The organism is Oribacterium sp. P6A1 (assembly GCF_000702885.1).
GTDB lineage: Bacteria > Bacillota > Clostridia > Lachnospirales > Lachnospiraceae > Oribacterium.
Genome location: NZ_JNKO01000001.1, coordinates 149,086 through 172,628, shown reverse-complemented (window position 1 = coordinate 172,628; position 23,543 = coordinate 149,086). Strand labels below are relative to the sequence as shown.

Genomic DNA, 23,543 nt, shown 5'->3' with positions numbered 1-23,543 from the left:
GGTACAACATTTATGAAGGAACTTGCTAAACAGTACAATCCGGAAGAAGTTGAGGACCGCATTTATGAAATGTGGATGAAGGGGAATTATTTTCATGCAGAGGTAAATGCCAACAAAAAGCCGTTTACCATCATGATGCCTCCTCCAAATGTAACAGGTCAGTTACATATGGGACACGCACTTGACAATACTCTGCAGGATTCTCTTATCCGTTTTAAGAGAATGCAGGGTTACGAGGCTCTCTGGCAGCCGGGTTGTGACCATGCAGCTATCGCTACAGAAGTTAAGGTTACAAATAAACTGAAGGAACAGGGTATCGATAAGCACGATCTTGGTCGTGAAGGGTTCCTTAAGGAAGCATGGAAGTGGAAGGAAGAGTACGAGTCAAGAATCGTTAATCAGCTCCACAAGATCGGTTCCTCAGCAGATTGGGACAGACTTCGTTTTACTATGGATGAGGGATGTTCAAAGGCTGTTGAGACTACCTTTATCAAGCTTTACAAGAAGGGATATATCTACAAGGGTTCACGAATCATCAACTGGTGTCCTGTATGTCATACATCACTTTCCGATGCAGAGGTTCTTCATGAGGAGCAGGATGGCAATTTCTGGCATATCAAGTATCCTATCGCAGGACAGGATGACAGATTTATAGAGATCGCTACCACAAGACCGGAGACTCTTCTTGGTGATACAGCCGTTGCCGTAAATCCTGAGGATCCAAGATACAAGGATCTCATCGGAAAGATGGTTAAGCTTCCTCTTACAGACAGAGAGATACCTATCGTAGGGGATGAGCATGCAGATATGGAGTTCGGAACAGGTGCGGTTAAGATCACACCGGCACATGATCCTAACGACTTTGAGGTTGGAAAGCGCCATAACCTTCCTGAGATAAACATTCTTGCGGATGATGCTACAATCAATTGTCCGGGATCAAAGTACGATGGTATGGATCGTTATGAGGCCCGTAAGCTCATGGTTCAGGATCTCAAGGATCTCGGGCTCCTCGTTAAGATCGTTCCTACAAAGCATAATGTCGGCACCCATGACAGATGCGGCACTACAGTTGAGCCTATGATCAAGCCTCAGTGGTTTGTTAAGATGGCTGAAATGGCAAAGCCTGCTATCAAGGCTATAGAGACAGGAGATCTTCAGTTCGTACCTGAGAACTATTCAAAGACATATCTTCACTGGCTGGAGAACATCAAGGACTGGTGTATCTCAAGACAGCTTTGGTGGGGACACAGAATTCCGGCCTACTACTGCGACGCTTGTGGAGAAATGGTGGTTTCCGGAGAGGTTCCGACAGTATGTCCAAAGTGCAGAGGAACACATTTTACTCAGGATCCCGATACTCTTGATACATGGTTCTCAAGTGCCCTTTGGCCGTTTGAGACATTAGGCTGGCCTGAGGAGACTCCTGAGTATAAGTATTTCTATCCTACAAATGTCCTTGTAACAGGATACGATATCATTTTCTTCTGGGTAGTACGTATGGTATTCTCAGGCATAGAGCAGACGGGAAAGGTTCCTTTCGGAAAGGTTCTTATCCATGGTCTCGTAAGAGATGATCAGGGACGTAAGATGAGTAAGTCTCTCGGAAACGGTATCGATCCACTTGAGGTAATCAGGACTTATGGTGCCGATGCACTCCGTATGACACTTCTTACAGGTAATGCTCCGGGAAATGACATGCGTTTCTACTGGTCAAGAGTAGAAGCTTCACGTAACTTCATGAACAAGGTATGGAATGCTTCAAGATTCATCATGATGAACCTTGATAAGGCTTCGGTTCCTGCTGATATGCCATCCAATATAACCATGGCTGACCGTTGGATCCTCAGCAAGGTAAACAATCTTATTCAGGATGTTACACGTAATATGGAGGCATTTGACCTTGGTATAGCTCTTGATAAGGTTCAGAACTTTATCTGGGAGGAGTTCTGTGACTGGTACATAGAGATGGTTAAGCCGAGACTTTGGGATGAGAAGGATGAGACCAAGAGCGCAGCTCTCTGGACACTTAAGTATGTACTTACTACATCTCTTAAGCTGCTTCACCCGTTCTGTCCGTTCATCACAGAAGAGATTTTTGATACTCTTACAGATTCACAGTCACCTCTCATGAAGCAGGAGTGGCCTGTATATAAAGAGGATTTCAATTTCTCAGAGGATGAGTCTGAGATCGAAGCTATCAAGGAAGCAGTACGTGCCATCAGAAATGTTCGTACGGAAATGAACGTTGCTCCTTCAAGAAAGGCTCAGAACTTCGTTGTTACAACAAATGACAGAGTAAGAAAGACCTTTGAGCACAGTAAGGTATTCTTTGCCACCCTTGCAAGTGCTTCAGACGTAGTGATTCAGGAGGATAAGTCAGGCATAGCTGATGATGCAGTATCCGTTGCCATTCCTGATGCCACCATCTACATTCCTTTTGCGGATCTCGTTGATATCGAGAAGGAGAAGGAGAGACTCCTGAAGGAGAAGGAGAAGTGGGAAGCTGAGATAAAGCGTTCAAACGGTATGCTTAATAACGAGAGATTTATCTCCAAGGCTCCTGCTGCCAAGGTTCAGGAGGAACGTGAGAAGCTTGAGCGTAATATGCAGATGCTTAAGCAGGTTGAAGAACGTCTTCAGACACTTAACTGACGTCTCCTGAAAGTTCCGTATATTTAGTGAAATTAATCAGTCGGCAGGTATCTGTCGGCTGATTTTCATATATAAGATTGAAAGTGAACCATCAAACTTTATAAACGGGTAAGACAGCAGCCGGAATGGATCCCTCCCGGATTTACCCCGTGCAGGAAAGAATGGAAGTTGATTATGAAAGTAACACTTGTAACAGTAGGAAAAATCAAAGAGAAATATCTGAGAGACGCTATAGCGGAATACAGTAAAAGACTGGGGGCTTTCTGCGACATAAATATTATTGAGGTACAGGATGAAAAAACTCCCGATCGTGCACCTCTGTCGGTTGAAGAAAAGATAAAGGAAACGGAAGGTGAGAGGATACTGCAAAAGATAAGCGACAGGTCTTTTGTTGTTGTTCTTGCCATAGAGGGGGAAATGCTAAGCTCTGAACAGCTGGCAGGAAAGATTTCTGACCTTATGGTTCGCGGAACTTCGGATATAACATTTGTGATCGGAGGATCACTGGGACTTTCTCCTGATGTTCTTAAAAGAGCCAACTATAAACTTAGCTTCAGCAAGATGACCTTCCCTCATCAGCTTATGAGAGTCATACTTCTTGAGCAGATCTACAGGGCGTTTAAAATAAATAACAATGAACCCTATCACAAGTGATAAAAAGGGCTGCTGCAGATTTCCTGTTTCATAATGAACGAAACCAAAAATCTGCGGCAGCCCTTCAGCTATCTATATTCATACTAATAACATTCAAGTTAGTCTATACTCAGAAGTTATATGTAAAGTAAAAAATACTCTACCAGATTTTTTAAATCAATTGTGAAGTGCCGTCTCCGGCCTCACCCGATAGTGACAGATAATAGATAAAATACAGAAAAGATAATTATATATCTATACAACTGATTTATGTACTACGTCAGAAATGTAATCAGGAACATCATCCTTCGGCATATCCAGAACGAGAGATAACTCGTCGTAAAGGATCCCCTCTGCCTGCTGCATATAATGTGTGTCTGTAAGTGTAAGCTTTTTGCCCTGACTGCTGCGCTCTTCCTTGCGAAGATGCAATGTTTTGATGACTCTCATGAGTTCATCGGGACTACAGCTCTTGATGCACTCTTTGTATGCATCCTCCCGCTGTTTGTTGTTCTTGATGTCAAGCACTCCGATACCCGGAACTGTTTTGATAAAAGCCTTTGCTTCATCCTTTGACATCACTTTTCTCATATTGATTTTTGTTGAATCCACAGGTGCATAAACAGAACCTGAGGGTTTGTCGTATGGCTGCATCACATAATACTCTTTGTCTTTTGATACGCCATCAAGATTAAGAATTGTTGTGTCGATGATTTTGTGTATGCCTTTACATCCGTAAACTACATAATCACCATTGTGAAACATAATACCTCCTTTTTAAATTGTAGCAAAACATGGAAATGAAACAGGAATTTAAATCTAATTGTGAAATTTTTGTAATAAAATAAAGAATATATTATCTTGACAATTAAACTCCAAATTCATATATTATATATTTTACATTTTTTTGAAAAACTTTCAAAGTCAATATTGCACAATTACGCGGTAAAATTTATATGATTTCTTGATATGGCAACAGCTGTAAGCTATACTTTAGCGTGATTGTCAATTGAAATTGTGTCAAAAAATCAATTTGGAGAACATCAAATGCAGAAGATTAAAGAGCTGTATTTCAGTTATAAAGAAATAGTGAATTATCTGATCGTGGGGGGACTTACAACATTGGTAAGTCTCAGTGTTTATTATATTTGCGTATTAACCTTCCTTGACCCTGAAGCGCCTGTACAATTGCAGATTGCAAACATCATTTCATGGGTGGCGGCAGTTACATTTGCATTTTTTACAAACAGAAGATTTGTATTCGAGAGCAGCAGTGATGCACTTATGGCTGAAGCGGGGAAATTTTATGCTGCAAGACTCGGTACCCTGCTCATGGATATGGGTATAATGTTCATCAGTGTAAGTCTTCTTCATATGAATGACAAAGTCGCAAAATTAATGGTTCAGGTAATTATCACCGTTGCCAACTATTTTCTCAGCAAGTACCTGGTGTTTAACAAAAAATAAAAAATAAGGAGTTGTTCCTGATGTTTTTAAGATATTTGAAAAGACATAAAAGCTATCTTGTTTCATTTATGTTTCCTGTTCTGGGGATGCTTTTGATTTTTGTTTTCAGAGGAATCTATCCTTTCGGAACAGAAACCTTTCTGCGTACGGATATGTACCATCAGTATGCTCCCTTTTCATCTGAATTCAATCATAAGCTGCAGAATGCCGGTTCACTTCTCTATACATGGGATGTAGGTCTCGGCATTAACTTTACTGCACTCTATGCATACTATCTTGCAAGTCCGCTTAACTGGCTCATGATACTGTGTCCAAAAGGACTGATACTGGAATTCATGACATATTCCATAGTTCTGAAGATCGGTCTATGCGGAGTTTCCATGTGTTACTATCTGAGACATCATTTTCCTTTAAAATCCTTTGGCTGCGCATTTTTTGCAATGGCGTATGCCATGTCAGGATATATTTCCGCATACAGCTGGAATCTGATGTGGCTGGACTGCATCATACTCTTTCCGCTGATTATGCTTGGGCTGGAAAGACTTGTACAGGGAAAGAGCGGAATGCTCTACGTCATATCTCTGGGGCTCAGCATTCTTTCAAATTACTATATATCCATAATGATATGTATCTTTATGATAGTATATTTTATTTGTCTCAATGTCTGCTACGGAACGTCAAAGATTGTGGTGAATCCTCACGAAACAGGTATTTCCGAGGACTATTACGAGGATAATGGCGCATACGGATTTGAGTGTCTCATGGTGAGAGCTCTGAGATTCGGTGTATACTCACTTATTGCAGGCGGACTTGCCGCTGTGACACTTCTTCCGGAGATATTTGCTTTACAGCTTACTGCTTCAGGTGATATAAATTTCCCTCATGTAGTACAGCAGTATTTCACGATCATAGATATGTTTGCCCGTCAGATGCCTTTGGTTGAAACAGAACAGGGGCTTGATCACTGGCCCAATATCTATGCCGGAGCCATGATTTTCATTCTTCTGCCCTTATATTTCATGAATAGAAGGATAAGAATGAAGGAAAAGACCATAAATGGAGTGCTTCTTATTTTCTTTTTCCTTAGCTTCAGCATAAATATGCTTAACTTCATATGGCATGGATTCCACTATCCGAATTCACTGCCATGTCGTCAGAGCTTCATATACATTTTTATAGAGCTCTGCATGTGTTATGAAGCCTATATAAAACGAAATGAGGCGTCTGTAAAGCAGGTGGGTGTTTCTCTTGCAGCCGCAATGGGATTTATCATACTGGCTCAAAAGCTGGTAACAGATGACGCCATAAAATGGTATGCCTTCTATGTAACCATGCTTTTCCTGCTTATATACTTTTTATTCATGTATGCTGACAGGGTGAAAAAGCTCAATCGTGAGTTTGGAGCTATATGTCTTCTGTTCATTGTGTTTATGGAGCTTACCATAAACATGGCGGTAACCTCAGTCACCATAACTTCAAGAACCTCTTATACTGCGGATAATGCTGATGTCCGGAATCTGGTAAAGGAGGTCCGTGAGAAAGATGACAGCTTCTACAGATTTGAGAAGATGACCAGAAAAACCAAGGATGACGGTGCCTGGATGAATTTCCCCAGCGTATCCCTGTTTTCTTCCACAGCATATTCTGCCTGTTCCGATTTCTTCAGGGAAATGGGTATGGAAGCCTCTACAAATGCCTATTCCATAACAGGCTCCACTCCGCTTATGAATATGCTTTTTGGAGTAAAATACGGTATCTATTCCCAGGAACCTGCAGCCTCTGCCGAAACAGCCCTTGAATTTGTTTCGGAGTCCGGAAACACTTCTTTGTTCCGGAACAGATATAGTCTTCCTCTGGGATATATGTTCTCGGAGCAGGAGCTCAGAAACTGGGAAACCGATATGGGAACACCGGCCCTTGCACAAAACAGCCTGTGTGAAGCATTGGGGGCAGAACCGGTCCTGAAAAATATGCTGGGAACATTTGAAGGCAAGAAGTATATATTTACTGCCGGAATATCCGGAGAGTACTATGCCTATGTCAACAACTCCTCCATAAAGGAAGTGAATGTTGATTATGGTTACAGAAGTAAGAAGACAAATAATGTTGACAGAGGGTTCTTTATCGAAATCGGTTATCTTGAAGCGGGAGAGAAGGTAACTCTTGTAAATGAAACCAATGAGCAGGCTATGGATGCGGATATATATTACTTCGACTATTCCTCTTTGGCCGGAGTCTATGAAAAGCTTAATGATGAATCCTGGAATCTTACCACATGGAAGGATACCTTTTTGTCAGGGAATATCACCACAAAGGAAGGAGGCATCATGATGACTTCCATTCCTTATGATGAAGGCTGGTCAATGTACGTTGACGGTGAAAAGGCAGAGCTTTATAAGGTGAAGGATACCTTTATAGGAGTTAAACTGGAACCCGGAACCCATACTGTGGAGATGAAGTATTTTCCACGGGGGCTTAAGGCTGGTCTTCTTATCAGCTTCCTTAGTCTTTTGTCTCTTATCATCATAAATTTCTTCACAGGACGTTACGGCTGTATCGAAAGAATCCTGCCGGTGAGATATGAGGAGTATGATGAGGATGAATTGGAAGAAACAGGAGTAATAGAAGAGATAGAAGAAAATGAAGAGATAGAAGAAATAGACGCAGTTGATGAAATAGAGAATCTCTGATATTCATTTTTATTATTTAACATTGGACCCGGTCTGTAGTATGGTTATCTATAGACTGGGTTTTTATTGCAGTAAAATACCGGTAATATATAGGATAACTAAGGGCAGAGCAGGAGATTTGATTATATCCTGCCATGAATAATAATTTGGAGGGTTTTGTATGAAGCTTTGGGGCGGCAGATTTACAGAAGCGGAGGATGCATTAACAGAGGCATTTAATGAATCCCTCAGCTTTGATAAGCGTATGTACAGGCAGGACATAAACGGTTCTGTAGCCCATGCAAAGATGCTGGGAAAACAGGGAATCATTTCTATGGAGGATTCGGAAGAAATCGTAAACGGGCTTCAGGGCATTCTCCGGGATATCGAGGAAGGAAAGCTTCTGATAGGCGGTGATGCAGAGGATATTCACAGCTTCATAGAAGCTGAACTTACACAGCGTATAGGAGAGGCCGGAAAGCGTCTCCACACGGGAAGAAGCCGTAATGATCAGGTTGCTCTCGATATGAAGATGTATACAAGAGATAACATCGACGGCATGATGAAAGAACTTCAAAAGCTGGTAGATACTTTTGAAAAGATCATTAATGAGAACAAAGATACCTTCATGCCGGGATTTACTCATCTTCAGAAGGCTCAGCCAACTACTCTTGCCCATCATATGGGGGCTTATAAGGAGATGTTCCTGAGAGATCTCGGACGTCTCAGTGACACAAGAGACCGTCTCAATGAATGTCCTTTAGGAGCGGGAGCATTTGCTGGAACCACATATCCTCTGGACAGAGATTTTACCGCAAAGGAGCTTTTGTTCAGAAAGCCGACAGACAATTCCATGGATTCGGTTTCGGACAGAGACTATCTTCTTGAGTATTTATTTGATCTTTCCACCATACAGATGCACCTGAGCCGTCTCAGCGAGGAGATAATAATCTGGAATTCCAATGAGTATCAGTTTGTCAGAATCTCGGATGCATATTCCACAGGCTCAAGTATCATGCCCCAGAAGAAGAATCCGGATATAGCAGAGCTTATCCGCGGCAAGACAGGACGTGTTTACGGAGCTCTCCAGAGTCTTATGGTGACTATGAAGGGACTTCCCCTTGCGTATAACAAGGATATGCAGGAGGACAAGGAGATGGCTTTTGATGCCATGGATACAGTGACAAATTCGGTTATACTCATGAACGGTATGCTCAGTACCATGACATGGAACAAGCCTCGTATGGAAGATTCGGCAAAGCGGGGATTTACCAATGCTACAGATGTTGCCGACTATCTTGTACGTAAGGGTGTTCCATTCCGTACAGCCCATGGCATAGTCGGAGAGCTTGTACTTCTCTGTGAAAAGAAAAAGTGCGCATTGGATGACCTTACAGTTCAGGAATATCGTGAGATATGTGACAAGATAGACGAAGACATATATGAGGCTATTTCCCTTGACACCTGTGTCAGAAACCGTAAGACAAAGGGTGCACCGGGAGAGATGCTTTAACGTTCCTGTCGTGGTGAAATAGAATAAGATTTTCTGCGGGACAGCTTTGCTGTCCCGTTTTTTTTCGCGATAAAGCCGTCAAGTGTACCCATGGGCGTTGTGCTTGCACAAAAGACCATGGGTACATTTGACGGCCAACGCGGAATCGCGCAGGGTTTACCCTGCGCGGTTGATAAAGCCGTCAAGTGCATCCATGGGCGTTGTGCTTGCACAAAAGAACATGGGAGATTCTGCGTTAGCCGGGTTATAACAGATATCACCGGAGCGTATGTATAAATATACCCCAAAAATGCATTATGTGATAGTTTATGCAAACTAAAATGACTAAATATGCATTTTTATACAGAAAAAGCTTGCATTTTTATTCGATAGAGCGTATTATCCAAACATCAGATAAAACTTTCATACAGCATCGGTTTAAAGAACTGATGCAGAAAGTATGAAGTACTTACCACACTTCAGATCTTGATCGGTACTTTCGCAGTATGAAAAAAGAGTTTTTGAAAAGGAGAGTAATTATGAGCAATCTTACACCTAAGAACAACACACAGGGCGAGAAAGTCGTACTCGCATATTCAGGCGGACTTGATACAACAGCTATCGTACCATGGCTCAAAGAGACCTTCGGCTATGAGGTAATCTGCTGCTGTGTTGATGTAGGACAGGGAAACGAACTTGACGGACTTGCTGAGAGAGCAAAGCTTTCCGGAGCTTCAAAGCTCTACATCGAAGACATTACCGATGATTTCTGTGATAATTATGTTGTACCTTGCCTTCAGGCGGATGCAACTTACGAAAATAAATATCTTCTGGGAACTTCCATGGCAAGACCGGCTATTGCGAAGAAGCTGGTTGAGATCGCCCGTAAGGAAGGGGCAAAGGCTATCTGCCACGGTGCAACAGGAAAGGGAAATGATCAGATACGTTTCGAGCTTTCCATCAAGGCACTGGCACCTGATCTCGATATCATCGCTCCTTGGCGTATGACAGATATCTGGACCTTCCAGTCCCGTGAAGATGAGTTTAATTATATTAAGTCAAAGGGAATTCCTCTTACATTCTCTGCTGACAACTCTTACAGCCGTGACCGTAACATCGTTCATATTTCCCATGAGGGATTAGAGCTTGAGGATCCTTCACAGGAGCCTAACTATGATCATATGCTTGTACTTTCAAACTCTCCCGAGAAGGCACCTGACAAGGAGACAGCAGTGGAGATCAAGTGGGAAAAGGGTATCCCTGTAGAACTCAACGGAAAGAAAATGAGCGTAAAGGAAATCATCATCGAGCTGAACAAGCTTGGAGGAGAGAACGGAATCGGTATCATCGATATAGTTGAGAACCGTGTAGTAGGTATGAAGAGCAGAGGCGTTTATGAGACTCCGGGACTTACCATCCTTATGGAGGCACATAAGCAGATTGAGGAACTCATACTTGACCGTCAGACCATGGAATTCAAGCAGATGGTAGATACAAAGTTCTCACAGGTGGTTTACGAAGGAAAGTGGTTCGATCCGCTCTGCGAAGCTCTTCAGGCTTTCGTTAAGTCAACTCAGCAGTATGTTACAGGTGTGACTAAGATGAAGCTCTATAAGGGCAATGTAATCAAGGCCGGAACAACATCACCATACTCACTGTACAATGAATCTCTCGCTTCTTTCACTACAGGTGATCTTTACGATCATCATGATGCATCCGGTTTCATCACCCTGTTCGGACTTCCGGAGAAGGTACGTGCCATGAAGATGCTTGAAGTGAAAAATCTTGAGAACAACAAGTGATCATTTAAACCGGTAAGATCTTTTTCATGAAGCGGCTTACTGCAGCATCATGAAAAAGCTTGCTCATAGAAGGAGGCTCTTCGGCGCGGTAAACCGGAGAGCTGAATTCATATTATGATATAAGTGTCATAAGTCTTTAACCGGGCGTGCCTTCACAAAGCGGAAGATAGACTTTATGAGTATACACAGATGTTTAGTTATACATTTTCATAGAATTTTTGCATATTGATGCAGTGAATTTATGAATAATAATTAATGTTAATATTCCCTGAGGAAATGTGTTAAAGTAGATTTTAAGATATTGAATTGTCAGTAATATATAGAGGGTGAGTTATGGGAATGATTTCAGTTAATGGCGGTGTATGTGCCGCTTCAGGATTTATGGCAGCATCCGCAGCTGCAGGAATCAGGAAAAAAGGTCGTGAGGACATGGCCCTTCTTTTCTCCAAGGAGCCATGTAAAGTTGCAGGAACCTTTACTTCAAATGTGGTTAAGGCCGCTCCTGTCCAGTGGGATAAAAAAATTGTTGCTTCAGGTAATGATGTACATGCGGTAGTTGTAAACTCGGGAATCGCGAATGCCTGCACAGGCAAGGAGGGCTTGGATGCCTGTCTTCAGCTTGCAAGAAGTGTAGCCTACCAGTTTGGAAATGAAATTTCAGAAGATTCGGTACTTGTTGCTTCCACAGGTGTCATAGGAATGCAGCTTCCTGTAGAAAAGATGCAGGATGCGATTTCGGAGATGGTGCTGAAGCTTTCAGACGGAGAAGAGAATGCAACTCTTGCAAGTAAAGCCATTATGACCACTGATACTGTGAACAAGGAGTTCGCAGTTGAGTTTGAGCTTTCCGGAAAGAAGGTTCATTTGGGAGGAATGACAAAGGGTTCAGGCATGATCCACCCTCGTATGTGTACCATGCTCTGCTTCCTGACCACCGATGTGGCGATCTCAAAAGAATTGCTTCAGAAAGCTCTCAGTGCCGACATCACAGATACCTACAATATGATATCCGTTGATGGTGACACTTCCACAAACGACACCTGTGTTATTCTTTCCAATGGAACAGCGGGTAATGAAGAGATAACCGAAGAAAATGAGGATTTCAAGACATTCTGCGAAGCTCTTCACCAGGTGAACAGTACACTTGCCACCCGTATGGCTGCAGACGGAGAAGGTGCATCCCATCTTTTCACAGCAAAGGTTGTCGGAGCAAAGAGCAAGGAAGAGGCAAGAACTCTTGCAAGGGCTGTTGTATCCTCCACACTTACCAAGGCTGCGATTTACGGAAAGGACGCAAACTGGGGACGTATACTCTGTGCCATGGGTTACTCCGGTGCGGAATTTGATCCTGAGAAGGTGGACCTTTATTTTGTTAATGATATAGGAAAGATTGCCCTCTATAAGCAGGGAGTACCGCTTGATTTCGATGAGGATTTCGCTTTGGAGATTCTTTCTTATCAGGAAGTTACGGCTCTTATAGAAATGAATGAAGGATCAGAAACGGCAACGGCATGGGGCTGTGACCTGACTCATGAATATGTAGACATTAACGCAGAATACCGTACCTGATACGGATAAGTGAATAGCGGGGAGTGTTTTTTATACTCATTTATATGATTTGAACCCTGGAGGTATATGATGGAGATTTCACAGGAAATAATGAATAAAGCGGCCACCCTTGTGGAGGCACTGCCATATATTCAGAAATTCCAGAATAAAGTGGTTATCGTAAAATACGGCGGATCTGCCATGACCGATGAGCATCTCAAGATGCAGGTAATGCAGGATGTATCCCTTCTTAAGCTGGTTGGTCTTAAGCCCATACTTGTCCACGGAGGCGGAAAAGAGATTTCCAGATGGATAGGCAAGGTGGGGATGGAACCCAGATTTGTAAACGGGCTTCGTGTTACCGATGAGGATACCATGGAGATAGCAGAGATGGTTCTGAATAAAGTGAACAAGTCTCTGGTGCAGCTCATCAACAACCTGGGGGGAAAGGCAGTTGGTATTTCAGGTAAGGACGGAAATCTCCTTAAATGTGTGAAGAAGTTCAGCAAGGGACAGGACATAGGTTATGTGGGGGAGGTAGTGGATGTAGACACTACCATTATTAAGGACCTTTTGGATGACGATTTCATACCCATTATTTGTCCTGTGGGTTTTGATGATCACGGACAGACCTATAATGTCAATGCAGACGATGCAGCCTGCGCCATTGCGGCTTCAATGCATGCAGAAAAGCTGGCATACCTTACAGATGTAGAAGGTGTGTACAGAGATTTTGAAGATAAGGAATCTCTTATTCATACCTTGAATCTCGATGAAGCTCAGACCATGATAGATTCAGGAGTACTTGGGGGAGGCATGCTTCCCAAGCTCCAGAACTGCATAGATGCCATGAAGAAGGGCGTAAATCAGGTACATATTCTGGATGGAAGAGTGCCCCATTGTCTCTTGCTTGAGATATTCACGAATAAGGGTATCGGAACTATGATCGAGAAGTCGATAGATAAGCATTTTGACTAAAAGGAGACTTAAATGAATTTTATGGATGATACCATCGTAAAGGGTAATGTTGTAAATGACCGTCTTCTTAAAGAGGGTGAGAAGTATTTTTACAAAACCTACAACAGGTTCCCGGTGGTCTTTGACCATGCAGATGGGGTTTATATTTATGACGTGGGAGACAAGAAGTATCTTGATTTCGGTGCCGGAATTTCTGTCTGCGGTCTCGGATACGGAAACGATCTTGTGAACCGGGTAATGAAATCACAGATCGATAAGGGACTTCTTCATATATCGAATCTTTTTTATAACGAACCTGCAATCGATGCCGCGGAAAAACTCATAGCATTGTCTCAGATGGACAAGGTTTTCTTTACAAATTCAGGAACCGAGGCCATAGAGGGTGCATTAAAGATAGCCCGCAGATACAACTACAATAAGGGCAAGAAGAACAGTGAAATCATTGCAATGCAGGGTTCATTCCACGGAAGAAGCATGGGAGCTCTCAGCGTAACGGGAAAGGATCATTATCGTGAACCCTTTGAACCGCTTGTGGGAGGAGTCAGGTTCGCCACATACAATGACCTTGATTCGGTAAAGGCTCTTGTTAATGAGAACACCGGAGCCATAATCCTTGAGACCTTCCAGGGTGAAGGCGGAATCTATCCTGCAACCGAAGAGTTTCTGAAGGGCGTACGCAAGATATGCGATGAAAATGATCTCATTCTGATTTTTGATGAGATTCAGTGCGGAATGGGACGTACAGGATATATGTTCGCATGGCAGGAGTTCGGAGTGAAGCCGGATGTGCTTACTGTGGCAAAGGCTCTCGGAAACGGAGTGCCTGTTGGTGCGTTCCTCGCTTCCGGAAAGGCTTCAGATGCCATGAAGCCGGGAGATCACGGTTCCACTTACGGAGGAAATCCTTTTGTATGTGCTGTGGCATCTGCGGTACTTGATGTGTTTAAGGAAGCGGACATACCGGGACATGCAAAGGAGATGGGTGTACATCTCTTTAAGGCTCTTGATGAAGTAATGGAGAAGTATCCCGAGCTTATAGTGGATCACAGAGGAAAGGGCCTTATTCAGGGACTTGAATTTGCGGCTGATGTAAAGGTTTCCGATATAGTCAGCAAGGCACTTCTTGAGCAGCAGCTTATACTTATTTCAGCGGAACACAACACTATCCGTTTTGTTCCTCCTCTTGTTATTGAGCGTGAGCATGTGGAAGCGATGAAGGAAAGACTCATTGCAGTTCTGGATGAGATGAAAGCCTAATATAAACTAAATTAAATATTTCCAACACACTTACATAGAAATAAACAGTAAAAATCAACGTATAAAAACGCTTAAATATGTAGCAAGTTATGTGAATATCAAAGGGCAGCTTATATATAGGCTGTCCTTTGCTGATATTTAAGATGTAGCTATACACTATTGATCCGTTAAAAAAGATCAGACTTTTATTTGTGTTAATGGGAGGGAAAATGAAACGTAAGCTGATAATGTTTCTTTTGGCTTTGTCCACATCGGCAGCTCTTATAGCATGTGGTGGAACAAAGGAAGCAAGTGCTCAGGAGACAACTCATAAGGAAACAGAGAAGGTTGAAACGAAGGCCGCGGCCGTAAAGGAAGCCAAAGCTGAAAAGAAAGAGGCAGAGGAAAAGAAGGAAGAAAAAGCGGCTGAAAAAACAACATCCAAAGATGTCGGTCATTATGAAATCTATGAGTATACCGGAAACGGAAATACAGTAACTCATGAAATGCTGGTTCAGGCAGGAATGGGAGATACTTATCTTGATCTGAGAGATGACGGAACCGGAGAGCTTTGTCTTTTCACAACTGTTTTGGATATTACCTGGAAAGAAGGCAGTGTAAAGGTTTACGGCACAACTGACTATACCTATACATTGGACGGTGACACTCTTATCCTTGATATGGCCGGTGTTCAGTACACCATGAAGAGAAGCGGTGATGCGGCACCTGCAGCAGCAAAACCTGACAGCAAGGATGACAGTAAGGATAAGAAGGATACAGAAGAAACTACAGAGGCAGCGGCTGAAACTGAGTCTGAAAAGGATGATAACAAGAAAACATCAGCCTCCGCAGATGTTCCCAATGGAGATGGTATCATAAGTGAAGAAGAGGTTCAGAAGGGCTATGTCTGGATGAATAAGATCAACAAGGATATCTTTAACACCACATACGAGGATCTGGTGGCTTACTTTGGTGTAGACGGTGAGTTTGATAAAGAAGAGTACGTGGAGAATATGAAACAGAACCGCCGATACTATAAGTGGATTTCTTCAGAGGATCCGAATCACTTTATTTATGTGAACTTCGGAGAGAAGGATCCTGCAGGAGCTCCCGGAGTTTATAAGATCACTGGATTTAACTCCAGTGGATTCAAGTCATCGGAAGCGGAAGAAAAGTATCTGTCCGTACTTGAGGAAGAAGCTTCCGAAGCAGGAAAGGCAGCAGCGGCCAATGCTGCTATGAAGGATACAACTCTTACCCTGCATCCTTTCGGTTCCTCAGATAAAACTCTGGATGTCAAGTTACAGATGCCTGATTCCGGATGGAGCACCAGTGAGACCAGTGGTAAATGGAAGCTCATCGAAAATGAAGATCCTGATGCATTTGGCGCCGGATTTATCAAATTTGAGATGGCAGAGGAAATCGAAAAATTTGATTTCTATAAAGATAAATTTGAAAACTATAAGGAAATCGATGACAGAGAGATAGGCGGAATCAAGATGAAAGGCCGCACATACAAGAACATCGGATACGAGTGGACGGAGTACATTGGAACAGTATCTGATGGAAAGGCAATTTCCGTAGGAATCGTCAGAGTGGATATCTCTGATGGGGCAATGGGAGATAAGATACTTAACAGTATTACATTTAACTAAAGAAAAAAAGAGCCGCGGGATAATCCTGCGGCTCTTAATCGTTAAGTAAAAGGAATTCTTAAGTCAGTTGTTTCTTATCTTCAGTATTTCATCAAGAAGCTGATGTGCGGCGTCCCACTTAGACATGAGAGGAAGCTCGGTTTCCCTGTCCTTTGATATAAGGGTCAGGACATTTGTATCGCCCAGAAAGCCTGCACCGGAAACCTTTACGTTGTTTGCGGCTATAAGGTCAAGATTTTTCTTTGTAAGTTTCTTTCTGGAGTTCTCAAGCATATTCTCCGTTTCCATGGAGAAGCCGCAGAGGAACTGCCCATCTCTTTTATGTTCCCCCAGGAATTTTAGTATATCTTTTGTTCTTTCGAGAGGAAGACTCAGATCTGAACCGTCATCCTTTTTCTTTATCTTATTATCAGAAACTATGGATGGTCTGTAGTCTGCAACGGCAGCAGCCTTTATGATGATGTCAGATTCTTCCTGACGTGAAGTGATTTCACGATACATATCTTCGGCATTTCTTATATGTACGATATTTACACCGGCAGGAACGGGGAGATCCACAGGCCCGCTTACAAGTGTGACTGCTGCCCCGCGGCTTGCGGCAGCAGAGGCGATGCTGTAGCCCATCTTTCCTGAAGAACGGTTTGTGATGAAACGTACAGGATCAAGATCCTCACAGGTGGGACCTGCGCTCACAAGTACCTTAAGTCCGGCCATATCCTTTTCATGGGCACAGGCATTAACTACATAATCTGCTATGAGGCCGGTATCAGCCAGTTTTCCTGAACCGTCATATCCGCAGGCAAGATGTCCGCTGGCAGGTTCAATTATGGAGAAGCCATAATGTTTTAGCTTTGAAATATTGTCCTGCACTATAGGATTCTGCCACATATGAGTATTCATGGCAGGGGCGATGAGCTTCGGACAGCGGCAGGCCAGAAGTGTTGTTGAAAGCATGTCGTCCGCGAGACCGTTAGCCAGTTTCCCGATAATGTTGGCTGTTGCAGGAGCGATAATCACACAGTCTGCTTTATCCGCAAGAGCGATATGTTCAACTTCGAAAGGATGGTTTCTGTCAAAGGTATCTGTAGTCACCTTGTTGTGGCAAAGGGCCTCAAAAGTGTTGGGAGTTATGAAGTTAAGGGCATGCTCAGTCATGATGACGTCTACATTGGCATGAAGCTTCACAAGTCGGGAACAGATATCTGCTGCTTTATATGCGGCTATGCCTCCTGTGACTCCAAGAAGTATGTTTTTTCCATTTAGCATAATTTCTACCTACTTAATATAAATCAAGGATTTGAATTTGATTTCAGGTACAGTATCTCCAGGCCATTCAAAAGAAGATCCGGTTCAAAATGTGCCTCATGTTTCATCCAGGGGAGCACGAGTCTGCTGAGTCCGCCGGTCAGAACAAGAGGGAAGTTTTCGGGACTGATATTAAGTTCATCCGAAACTCTTTCATGAATACCGTCTATCATTGCTGCTGTTCCGATGACCACACCGTTTATCATACATGAAACGGTATCGTCACCGAGAAGCTTTTCCGGTGCATCCGCCATAAGTTCCGGAAGCTGTGCAGTCTTTTCGGCTTCAGCGTCGAGGCTTAACTGAACTCCGGGTGAAATCATCCCACCGATGAAAAAGCCATCGCTGTCTATAACCGACATGGTGGTACAGGTTCCAAGGTCGTAGATCATAAGCGGAAAGCCGTACTTTTCTCTGGCTGCCAGCATATCCACCATTCTGTCCATGCCAAGCAGAGACATATCATAATTCTTTACGGGAATGTCGACATTATCCTTTCCTGCGATAATGGCCTTTTTACCTGTAAGCCTTTTTATGGCTGAAACAAGGATAGGGTTAATGTCCGGTACCACTGATGAGATGATGGAGCCATCGATTTCACCGGCGGAAACATTATTAAGATTAAAAATGGTTTTTAACTCATTCATAAAGCTGAGCTGATCCCACTTCCTTCTTGTATCGGCTCTGTCCTGAAAAAGCTTTGTACCGTTTTCAAAAAGACCGATGACGATATTTGAATTTCCTACATCTATTAAAAGAGTTTTCATTTATATCCATTCTTATCTAAAAAATACCGGTCAAACTGATATTCAATTTGACCGGTAGAAATATGTAATCCAGGAATATTGAATCTAGCAGTACTTAGCTTTATAAAGACTGGTTTATCTGTTATCAATATGTGCCGGAAAACTGGTGATTTATTTTGAAACTACATGTGCCTTGATAAGTGCTGTAATGACAACAGGTACTATAACTGCTGCTACAAGCATTTCAGGGATGCCGTTTGTAAATACGATACCAAGAATCACACTTAGAACCTTGTCAACCGGAATGTTGTTTGCTGTGGCATAAGCATTTCTGAAAACAACAAATATCGATCCCATAACAAGAGCAGTGTTGGTAATGGCACCGAGAGCACCGCAAAGAGCAAGAAACATAAAACGTACAGCATCATTCATCTTTGGAAGAAGCTTTTTTGCTGCTGTGTAAAGAAGCCATGGTGTAACGCCCACAAGGATACGTGGTACGAAACAGATGAAAAGTGCCCATACTGAACCATGTGTAAGACCCGGAACAGGAACTGTCGGTGTAAATGCAAAGGACAGAAGACTTGGGGCTGTGATGTTTTTAAAAAGGCTTGTTGCTCCGAAAAGGAATCCAAGGAATGCACCCTTTTTAGGTCCGAGAACTACGGAACCAATAACAACAGGTACATGTAAGATAGTTGCTTTGATGAGCGGCAGATCGATGATTCCAAACGGGGTAAATGCCATGATCATAACTATGGCTGTAAACATAGCCATGATTGAAAGGTCACGTACCTGACCGGAGATACCGATGCCAGCTTTGGTAGTGGTAGTTGTTGATAAATTATTATTCATTTTTCCCTCCTGATGCGGTCTTTGTCTTATGAGGATTGTTCCCTGAGACTATCCCGGGGATTCTCTGCAAAGTATCGCTCAGGGTCATTATGTCATTTCTTACTTTTGTATGCAATATTTCAAAATGGATTTTTTATAAAACAAATGGGAAGAAAAGATGAAAAGTGTGGAAAGTAATTTTGCTGCGATTGGATAAGTGAAGAAATCATCCCAAAAACCTTGAATACATATATGTGGATGTATATAATATTTTTAAAGAATGTAATAGAAAATTATGTATATTGCATAATTTCATTAACAATTCGTGAAACATCCTTACTTAAGTAAGGTTAAATAAGGGCTTTGATAGTGAAGTAATATGGGTACATGTATTTCATGATTTATGGAGGGCTAAATAAGTCGTGAGAAAGAAAATCAAATACTGCTCACAAGAGATGGAATGCCATGACAACAGTGACTTCATATCAAGGTCGTGTGCATTTATTTTTATGAGGGCATTAGTATGAAATTAACCAAAAAACTGCTGTGTCTTGGACTTGCATGTATTTTAACAGTAGGTCAAGTGCCTGTGATGTCCATGGCAGCAACCACTAAAACAGTAAGAAACAATAAAGATTATTTGTACTTTGAAGAAGGCAGTATAAGCATTACCTCTAAGAAACAGGTTGATGAACTTGATGAACTGGATAGTATGCTTTCCGGAGATTATAAAGGTCCCGGAATAGAGTGGGAATCTTCAGATGAGAAACTTCTGTCTGTAGAGGATAATGGAAAGCTCACTTTAAATATCGAAGAAAACACGGATCCTGTGGGTGAGGTGATAAAAAAAGATGTTGATATAAGTGCCTCATTAAGAAAAGAAGTCAGTACTGAAAGTGAAATCAAGAAAAGTTCAGATGAAGCAACACCGAGTGAGATAGTATGTATCGCAACATTAAAAGCTCATATCAATGTCAAGAACGGTTGGTTCCAGACCCAAAACAGTAAAAAGTGGAGTTACTTTGACAGGGGTGAGCAGGTCAAGAGCGCTCTGAAGGAAATTGGGGGCAAAACCTATTTCTTAGGAAAAGACGGATTTATGGTAACCGATGCTTACCTTGAAACTGCAGATGGAAAGAGCAAACGGTATTTCGGTGAAGATGGCGTTATGGTCGTAGACAGTTGGAAAAGGATAAACGGTGTATGGAAGTACTTTGATGAAGACGGTGTTATGCTGATAGATACACTATTCACCTTTGCAGATGAAGATGGTAAAGAGAACACATACTATTTTGATTCTGACGGTATCATGGTTACAAACAAGACCATCCTTCTTGACGGTACATACTATATGTTCAATGATGAAGGAATACTCATAAAGACATGGAAAGAGTCATCAGATAATAATTCATCATCAGGTGGCGGAGAATCCGGCGGCTCTGAAGGAACTAATTCATCCAAGGTAGAAACTCTTCCAAGCGGAGCTACTGTAAACACCAGTGGTACAACAGGCCCTAATGGTGAGACAATTACAACAGCAGTTATTTCTCTTGGCGGAAAGACCATGAACGTTATTGAAACTGCGACAAAGCTTGCTGACGGCTCAATAAAAACAGAGTACAAGGTGACAGGTGATGTATCTGGTCTTACATTTGCAGGAGTCGGTACAGTATCTCAAGACGGTTCAACACTTACAACTCAGGAAGGATTAACACTTCATGTTACAAATGCAGCTATGATCATCACCAAGGCTCCTGATGGCACAACATTAGGTTACTTTGAGGATCCTGCTACGGGAATGCCTATGGCAACCGGAACTGTTACAGTTCTTATGCAGCTCGGCATGGACGGTCAGATGCATGGACATTTCATCAATCCTCAGGGATACTTCTACACAGGTGAAGTCATTCTCAACGGAATGAAGATTCTTTTCGATGAAGAGGGCGTGATGCTTTCCTTTGAAAGCCTTGCCTGACGGTAAAAGAACATTAATTTTTTAATAAGGGAACTCTGAAATAAAATGATTCCCTGAATGGTTTTAACCCTCCGAATATAAGCCTCTGTTTGTATTGGTTCGTCCGGTACAGGCAGGGGCTTTTAAATGCAGAAGAATGATAAAAATCCTTAAGTTGAATCCTGGAATCTGCTGTCAAACTTTTTTCATTGATAAATCAAACTTAAGGTTTATCATAATTAAGAAATGCGAAGTAAGCACATCGGCACAATCACAAGAATGGAGACCATGATGACAGCAAAGGAAACGGTACTGAAGGATTATCTTGAAAAGCTTGGAGCAAAGGAATCTGTTCCCGGAGGCGGCGGAGCCAGTGCACTGGCAGGAGCTTGCGGATAACGGTTCAAAGCTAATGCTCAGTGATGTGGGCGTAGGCGTATCTTTCCTGAACACTGCCCTCCAGGGCGCGGTGATGAATGTCTACATCAACACAAAGATGATGAAGAACACTAACCGTATGATAGAGCTGAATGAATATGCCTATAAACTTCTTACTGACGGGAATAGCAGGGCAAGACTTATTTACCAATGTCCTGACCCTTATTTCCCATGATTCCGAGGTGGAGCTCCCCCTCATGTCAAAGTGGGAGGCAGCCCATAAGCTTCTGGATGAGATATTGAGATTAAAGTCAAAGGAATGAGTCAAGTATACTGTTTTTAAGGGCGTGCATAGATTTAGTTTTTTTTATAATCACCAACGTACCGATTATATGCGGTACGTTGGTGATTTACGCTATGTATTGTATGAAATGTACAAAAACACCACTTGAACATATATGTATATGTACTATAATAACTATGATGAGCTGAAAAATCTTCATATATTGTATGAAAAAATTAAGAATAGCTCAGTGAACTGCCTTATGAAAATAAGGCTGGATTTACTTCGTAAAGAAGTGGTTTGGCAAGTTGATGTGCTTTAGTTCCCACTCTTCGGGAGGGTTAAAGATTATTGAAGAGAGTATAAATTAGTTATATCAGCTCATTGGGAATAAAACACTATGATTTCTTACACTTCCTTATGAAGTTGTGTGCATTTGCATAGGGAGTTAGTATGAAATTAACAAAAAAACTTATGTGCCTTGTCCTCGCAGGTCTTCTGGCAGTGGCACAGGTGCCGGTGATGTCTATTGCCGGAACAACAACAAAGACAAATAGTGATTATTTTAAATTTACTGAGAATAGTATTACTATTGAGTCTTTAGAACAGGTAAAAGAAATGGATGATTTGACTAAACTTCTCGAAGGAGAAGCTTCTAAAGATCCATTAATATACTGGAATTCATCCAATCCTTCATTATTATCTGTAGATGAAAACGGAAATCTTGAATTACATATCGAAGATAATAATAAAAGTTTAATAATTGATGCCGTGACAATCACGGCTGAGCTACATGATACTTATAAGAGCACTCCAAGTAATGTTTCTTCTCCTTCAGAAAGCAGTCCGAGTGAAATAAAGTGTTTCGCAACACTTATTGTAAACGTAAATGTAAAATGCGGTTGGCATAAAGAAGGCAGCAATGGAAAATGGCGTTATTATGACAGGGGTTCCATGTTAAAGAGCCGGTTAAAGAAGATAAACGGAAAGATTTATTTCTTCGGTAAAGAAGGTTTTATGGAAACAAACAAGTTCCTGGAAACACCGGATGGACATATGCAGTACTTTGGCAAAGATGGCGCTATGGTCATCAATAGCTGGCGTGAAATCAATGGAGAATGGCATTTCTTCGATGAAGAAGGCCTCATGCTTACTGCTACATTATTTACATATAAATATAAAGATGGAACTACTGCCACCTATTTCTTCGATGATGATGGAATCATGGTAACAAGTAAGACTATCCGTCTTGGCGATACTTACTACATGTTTAATGAAAAAGGCGAACTGATTAAGACTTGGAAGAAGTCTTCAGATAATGGTTCTTCAGATAGCGGCGATTCAAACGACAGAGGTTCTACATCTTCCCAGAATAGTGTCTCAACACAGTCAAGCGGCGCAGTAGTAACCACAAACGTAACTACAGGTGCTAATGGCGAGATCATTACTACAGCAACTATCTCCCTTGGCGGAAAGAGTATTTCAGCTGTTGAAACTGTTACTAAGCTTGCTGATGATTCAACAGTAAGAGAATACAAGGTCAGCGGTGATGTTGCAGGTCTTACATTTGCAGGAGTTGGAGCTGTTTCAGCAGACGGATCAACACTTACCACACCTGATGGTATGACATATCCGGTGACAAATGCGACTATGATGGTCACAACAAAACCTGACGGCACAGTTGTCGGATGCTTTGTAAATCCTGCAACAGGAGCTCCTCTTGCAACAGGAGCCGATGCTGTTTATATGCAGCTTGGACTTGATGGGCAGATGCATGCTCATTTTGTTAATGCCCAGGGATTTTTCTACACAGGTGTTGTTACACTTAATGGTATGAAAATCACATTTAATGATGAAGGTGTTATGCTTTCTTATGAAGCATTAGCATAAATCTATTACTAAAATATACCC

18 protein-coding genes are annotated in these 23,543 nt (G+C 42.1%); 14 read left to right on the top strand and 4 right to left on the bottom strand.

All coding sequences use genetic code 11. The annotated features are described in order from the left end of the window. The first annotated feature begins 12 nt into the window (after window positions 1-12). On the top strand, window positions 13-2,652 hold the full coding sequence (locus T515_RS00720) for a valine--tRNA ligase (RefSeq protein ID WP_036606438.1): 2,640 nt from the start codon (window positions 13-15) through the stop codon (window positions 2,650-2,652). 174 nt (window positions 2,653-2,826) lie between these two features. Then, on the top strand, window positions 2,827-3,306 hold the full coding sequence (rlmH, locus tag T515_RS00715) for a 23S rRNA (pseudouridine(1915)-N(3))-methyltransferase RlmH (protein ID WP_036606436.1): 480 nt from the start codon (window positions 2,827-2,829) through the stop codon (window positions 3,304-3,306). Between the two features lie 234 nt (window positions 3,307-3,540). Here the strand turns inward: rlmH and T515_RS00710 are convergent, their stop codons facing one another. Further along, window positions 3,541-4,050 carry a CarD family transcriptional regulator gene (locus tag T515_RS00710; protein ID WP_036606434.1) on the bottom strand — a complete coding sequence of 170 codons (510 nt, stop codon included), beginning with the start codon at window positions 4,048-4,050 and terminating at the stop codon, window positions 3,541-3,543. Between the two features lie 282 nt (window positions 4,051-4,332). Here T515_RS00710 and T515_RS00705 point away from each other — a divergent pair, with 282 nt between their 5' ends. The 8 genes from T515_RS00705 (at window position 4,333) to T515_RS00670 (ending at window position 16,132) form a co-directional block, all read left to right on the top strand. Next, a complete protein-coding gene (locus T515_RS00705) occupies window positions 4,333-4,752 on the top strand; it encodes a GtrA family protein (protein ID WP_036606432.1) in 420 nt (139 codons plus the stop codon). A 20-nt stretch (window positions 4,753-4,772) separates the two neighbouring features. Then, window positions 4,773-7,442 carry a YfhO family protein gene (locus T515_RS00700; RefSeq protein WP_051671286.1) on the top strand — a complete coding sequence of 890 codons (2,670 nt, stop codon included), beginning with the start codon at window positions 4,773-4,775 and terminating at the stop codon, window positions 7,440-7,442. A 160-nt stretch (window positions 7,443-7,602) separates the two neighbouring features. Continuing rightward, a complete protein-coding gene (argH, locus tag T515_RS00695) occupies window positions 7,603-8,934 on the top strand; it encodes an argininosuccinate lyase (protein ID WP_036606427.1) in 1,332 nt (443 codons plus the stop codon). Window positions 8,935-9,452: 518 nt separating this feature from the next. Beyond that, window positions 9,453-10,715: an argininosuccinate synthase gene (locus T515_RS00690; protein WP_036606425.1), complete on the top strand. Its 1,263-nt coding sequence runs from the start codon at window positions 9,453-9,455 to the stop codon at window positions 10,713-10,715. A gap of 339 nt (window positions 10,716-11,054) precedes the next feature. Beyond that, window positions 11,055-12,284, top strand: a complete 1,230-nt coding sequence (argJ, locus tag T515_RS00685) for a bifunctional glutamate N-acetyltransferase/amino-acid acetyltransferase ArgJ (protein WP_036606655.1) — start codon at window positions 11,055-11,057, stop codon at window positions 12,282-12,284. 69 nt (window positions 12,285-12,353) lie between these two features. Next, window positions 12,354-13,241 carry an acetylglutamate kinase gene (gene argB, locus T515_RS00680; RefSeq protein ID WP_442950141.1) on the top strand — a complete coding sequence of 296 codons (888 nt, stop codon included), beginning with the start codon at window positions 12,354-12,356 and terminating at the stop codon, window positions 13,239-13,241. Between the two features lie 21 nt (window positions 13,242-13,262). Further along, a complete protein-coding gene (locus T515_RS00675) occupies window positions 13,263-14,498 on the top strand; it encodes an aspartate aminotransferase family protein (RefSeq protein WP_051671307.1) in 1,236 nt (411 codons plus the stop codon). Between the two features lie 209 nt (window positions 14,499-14,707). Continuing rightward, the gene (locus tag T515_RS00670; protein WP_036606423.1) at window positions 14,708-16,132 is read left to right on the top strand and encodes a hypothetical protein; all 1,425 of its coding nucleotides are present in this window, start codon (window positions 14,708-14,710) and stop codon (window positions 16,130-16,132) included. Window positions 16,133-16,195: 63 nt separating this feature from the next. On the opposite strand, the gene coaBC is transcribed toward T515_RS00670, so the two are convergent. From coaBC to T515_RS00655, 3 genes are all read right to left on the bottom strand, one after another. After that, window positions 16,196-17,398: a bifunctional phosphopantothenoylcysteine decarboxylase/phosphopantothenate--cysteine ligase CoaBC gene (coaBC, locus tag T515_RS00665; RefSeq protein ID WP_036606421.1), complete on the bottom strand. Its 1,203-nt coding sequence runs from the start codon at window positions 17,396-17,398 to the stop codon at window positions 16,196-16,198. A gap of 23 nt (window positions 17,399-17,421) precedes the next feature. After that, a complete protein-coding gene (locus T515_RS00660; RefSeq protein WP_036606419.1) occupies window positions 17,422-18,204 on the bottom strand; it encodes a type III pantothenate kinase in 783 nt (260 codons plus the stop codon). 150 nt (window positions 18,205-18,354) lie between these two features. After that, a complete protein-coding gene (locus T515_RS00655) occupies window positions 18,355-19,038 on the bottom strand; it encodes an ECF transporter S component (RefSeq protein WP_051671285.1) in 684 nt (227 codons plus the stop codon). 502 nt (window positions 19,039-19,540) lie between these two features. Here T515_RS00655 and T515_RS16205 point away from each other — a divergent pair. From T515_RS16205 to T515_RS00640, 4 genes are all read left to right on the top strand, one after another. Further along, window positions 19,541-20,992 carry an N-acetylmuramoyl-L-alanine amidase family protein gene (locus T515_RS16205; protein WP_051671284.1) on the top strand — a complete coding sequence of 484 codons (1,452 nt, stop codon included), beginning with the start codon at window positions 19,541-19,543 and terminating at the stop codon, window positions 20,990-20,992. A gap of 270 nt (window positions 20,993-21,262) precedes the next feature. After that, window positions 21,263-21,370, top strand: coding sequence for a cyclodeaminase/cyclohydrolase family protein (locus tag T515_RS17255; protein WP_197026375.1), 108 nt, complete (start codon window positions 21,263-21,265; stop codon window positions 21,368-21,370). After that, a complete protein-coding gene (locus tag T515_RS00645; RefSeq protein WP_081832596.1) occupies window positions 21,345-21,584 on the top strand; it encodes a cyclodeaminase/cyclohydrolase family protein in 240 nt (79 codons plus the stop codon). Before T515_RS17255 ends, T515_RS00645 begins: the two co-directional genes overlap by 26 nt. Before the next feature lie 501 nt (window positions 21,585-22,085). Further along, window positions 22,086-23,522 (top strand): N-acetylmuramoyl-L-alanine amidase family protein, encoded by a 1,437-nt coding sequence (locus tag T515_RS00640; protein WP_036606417.1) that lies wholly within the window; start codon window positions 22,086-22,088, stop codon window positions 23,520-23,522. The last annotated feature ends 21 nt before the right edge of the window (window positions 23,523-23,543 follow it).

Bases quoted from the DNA above. Each gene is read 5' to 3' on its own strand.
- T515_RS00720 (WP_036606438.1), top strand. From the start codon at position 13: ATGAAGGAACTTGCTAAACAGTACAATCCGGAAGAAGTTGAGGACCGC.
- rlmH (WP_036606436.1), top strand. From the start codon at position 2,827: ATGAAAGTAACACTTGTAACAGTAGGAAAAATCAAAGAGAAATATCTG.
- T515_RS00710 (WP_036606434.1), bottom strand. From the start codon at position 4,050: ATGTTTCACAATGGTGATTATGTAGTTTACGGATGTAAAGGCATACAC.
- T515_RS00705 (WP_036606432.1), top strand. From the start codon at position 4,333: ATGCAGAAGATTAAAGAGCTGTATTTCAGTTATAAAGAAATAGTGAAT.
- T515_RS00700 (WP_051671286.1), top strand. From the start codon at position 4,773: ATGTTTTTAAGATATTTGAAAAGACATAAAAGCTATCTTGTTTCATTT.
- argH (WP_036606427.1), top strand. From the start codon at position 7,603: ATGAAGCTTTGGGGCGGCAGATTTACAGAAGCGGAGGATGCATTAACA.
- T515_RS00690 (WP_036606425.1), top strand. From the start codon at position 9,453: ATGAGCAATCTTACACCTAAGAACAACACACAGGGCGAGAAAGTCGTA.
- argJ (WP_036606655.1), top strand. From the start codon at position 11,055: ATGATTTCAGTTAATGGCGGTGTATGTGCCGCTTCAGGATTTATGGCA.
- argB (WP_442950141.1), top strand. From the start codon at position 12,354: ATGGAGATTTCACAGGAAATAATGAATAAAGCGGCCACCCTTGTGGAG.
- T515_RS00675 (WP_051671307.1), top strand. From the start codon at position 13,263: ATGGATGATACCATCGTAAAGGGTAATGTTGTAAATGACCGTCTTCTT.
- T515_RS00670 (WP_036606423.1), top strand. From the start codon at position 14,708: ATGAAACGTAAGCTGATAATGTTTCTTTTGGCTTTGTCCACATCGGCA.
- coaBC (WP_036606421.1), bottom strand. From the start codon at position 17,398: ATGCTAAATGGAAAAAACATACTTCTTGGAGTCACAGGAGGCATAGCC.
- T515_RS00660 (WP_036606419.1), bottom strand. From the start codon at position 18,204: ATGAAAACTCTTTTAATAGATGTAGGAAATTCAAATATCGTCATCGGT.
- T515_RS00655 (WP_051671285.1), bottom strand. From the start codon at position 19,038: ATGAATAATAATTTATCAACAACTACCACTACCAAAGCTGGCATCGGT.
- T515_RS16205 (WP_051671284.1), top strand. From the start codon at position 19,541: ATGAAATTAACCAAAAAACTGCTGTGTCTTGGACTTGCATGTATTTTA.
- T515_RS17255 (WP_197026375.1), top strand. From the start codon at position 21,263: ATGACAGCAAAGGAAACGGTACTGAAGGATTATCTTGAAAAGCTTGGA.
- T515_RS00640 (WP_036606417.1), top strand. From the start codon at position 22,086: ATGAAATTAACAAAAAAACTTATGTGCCTTGTCCTCGCAGGTCTTCTG.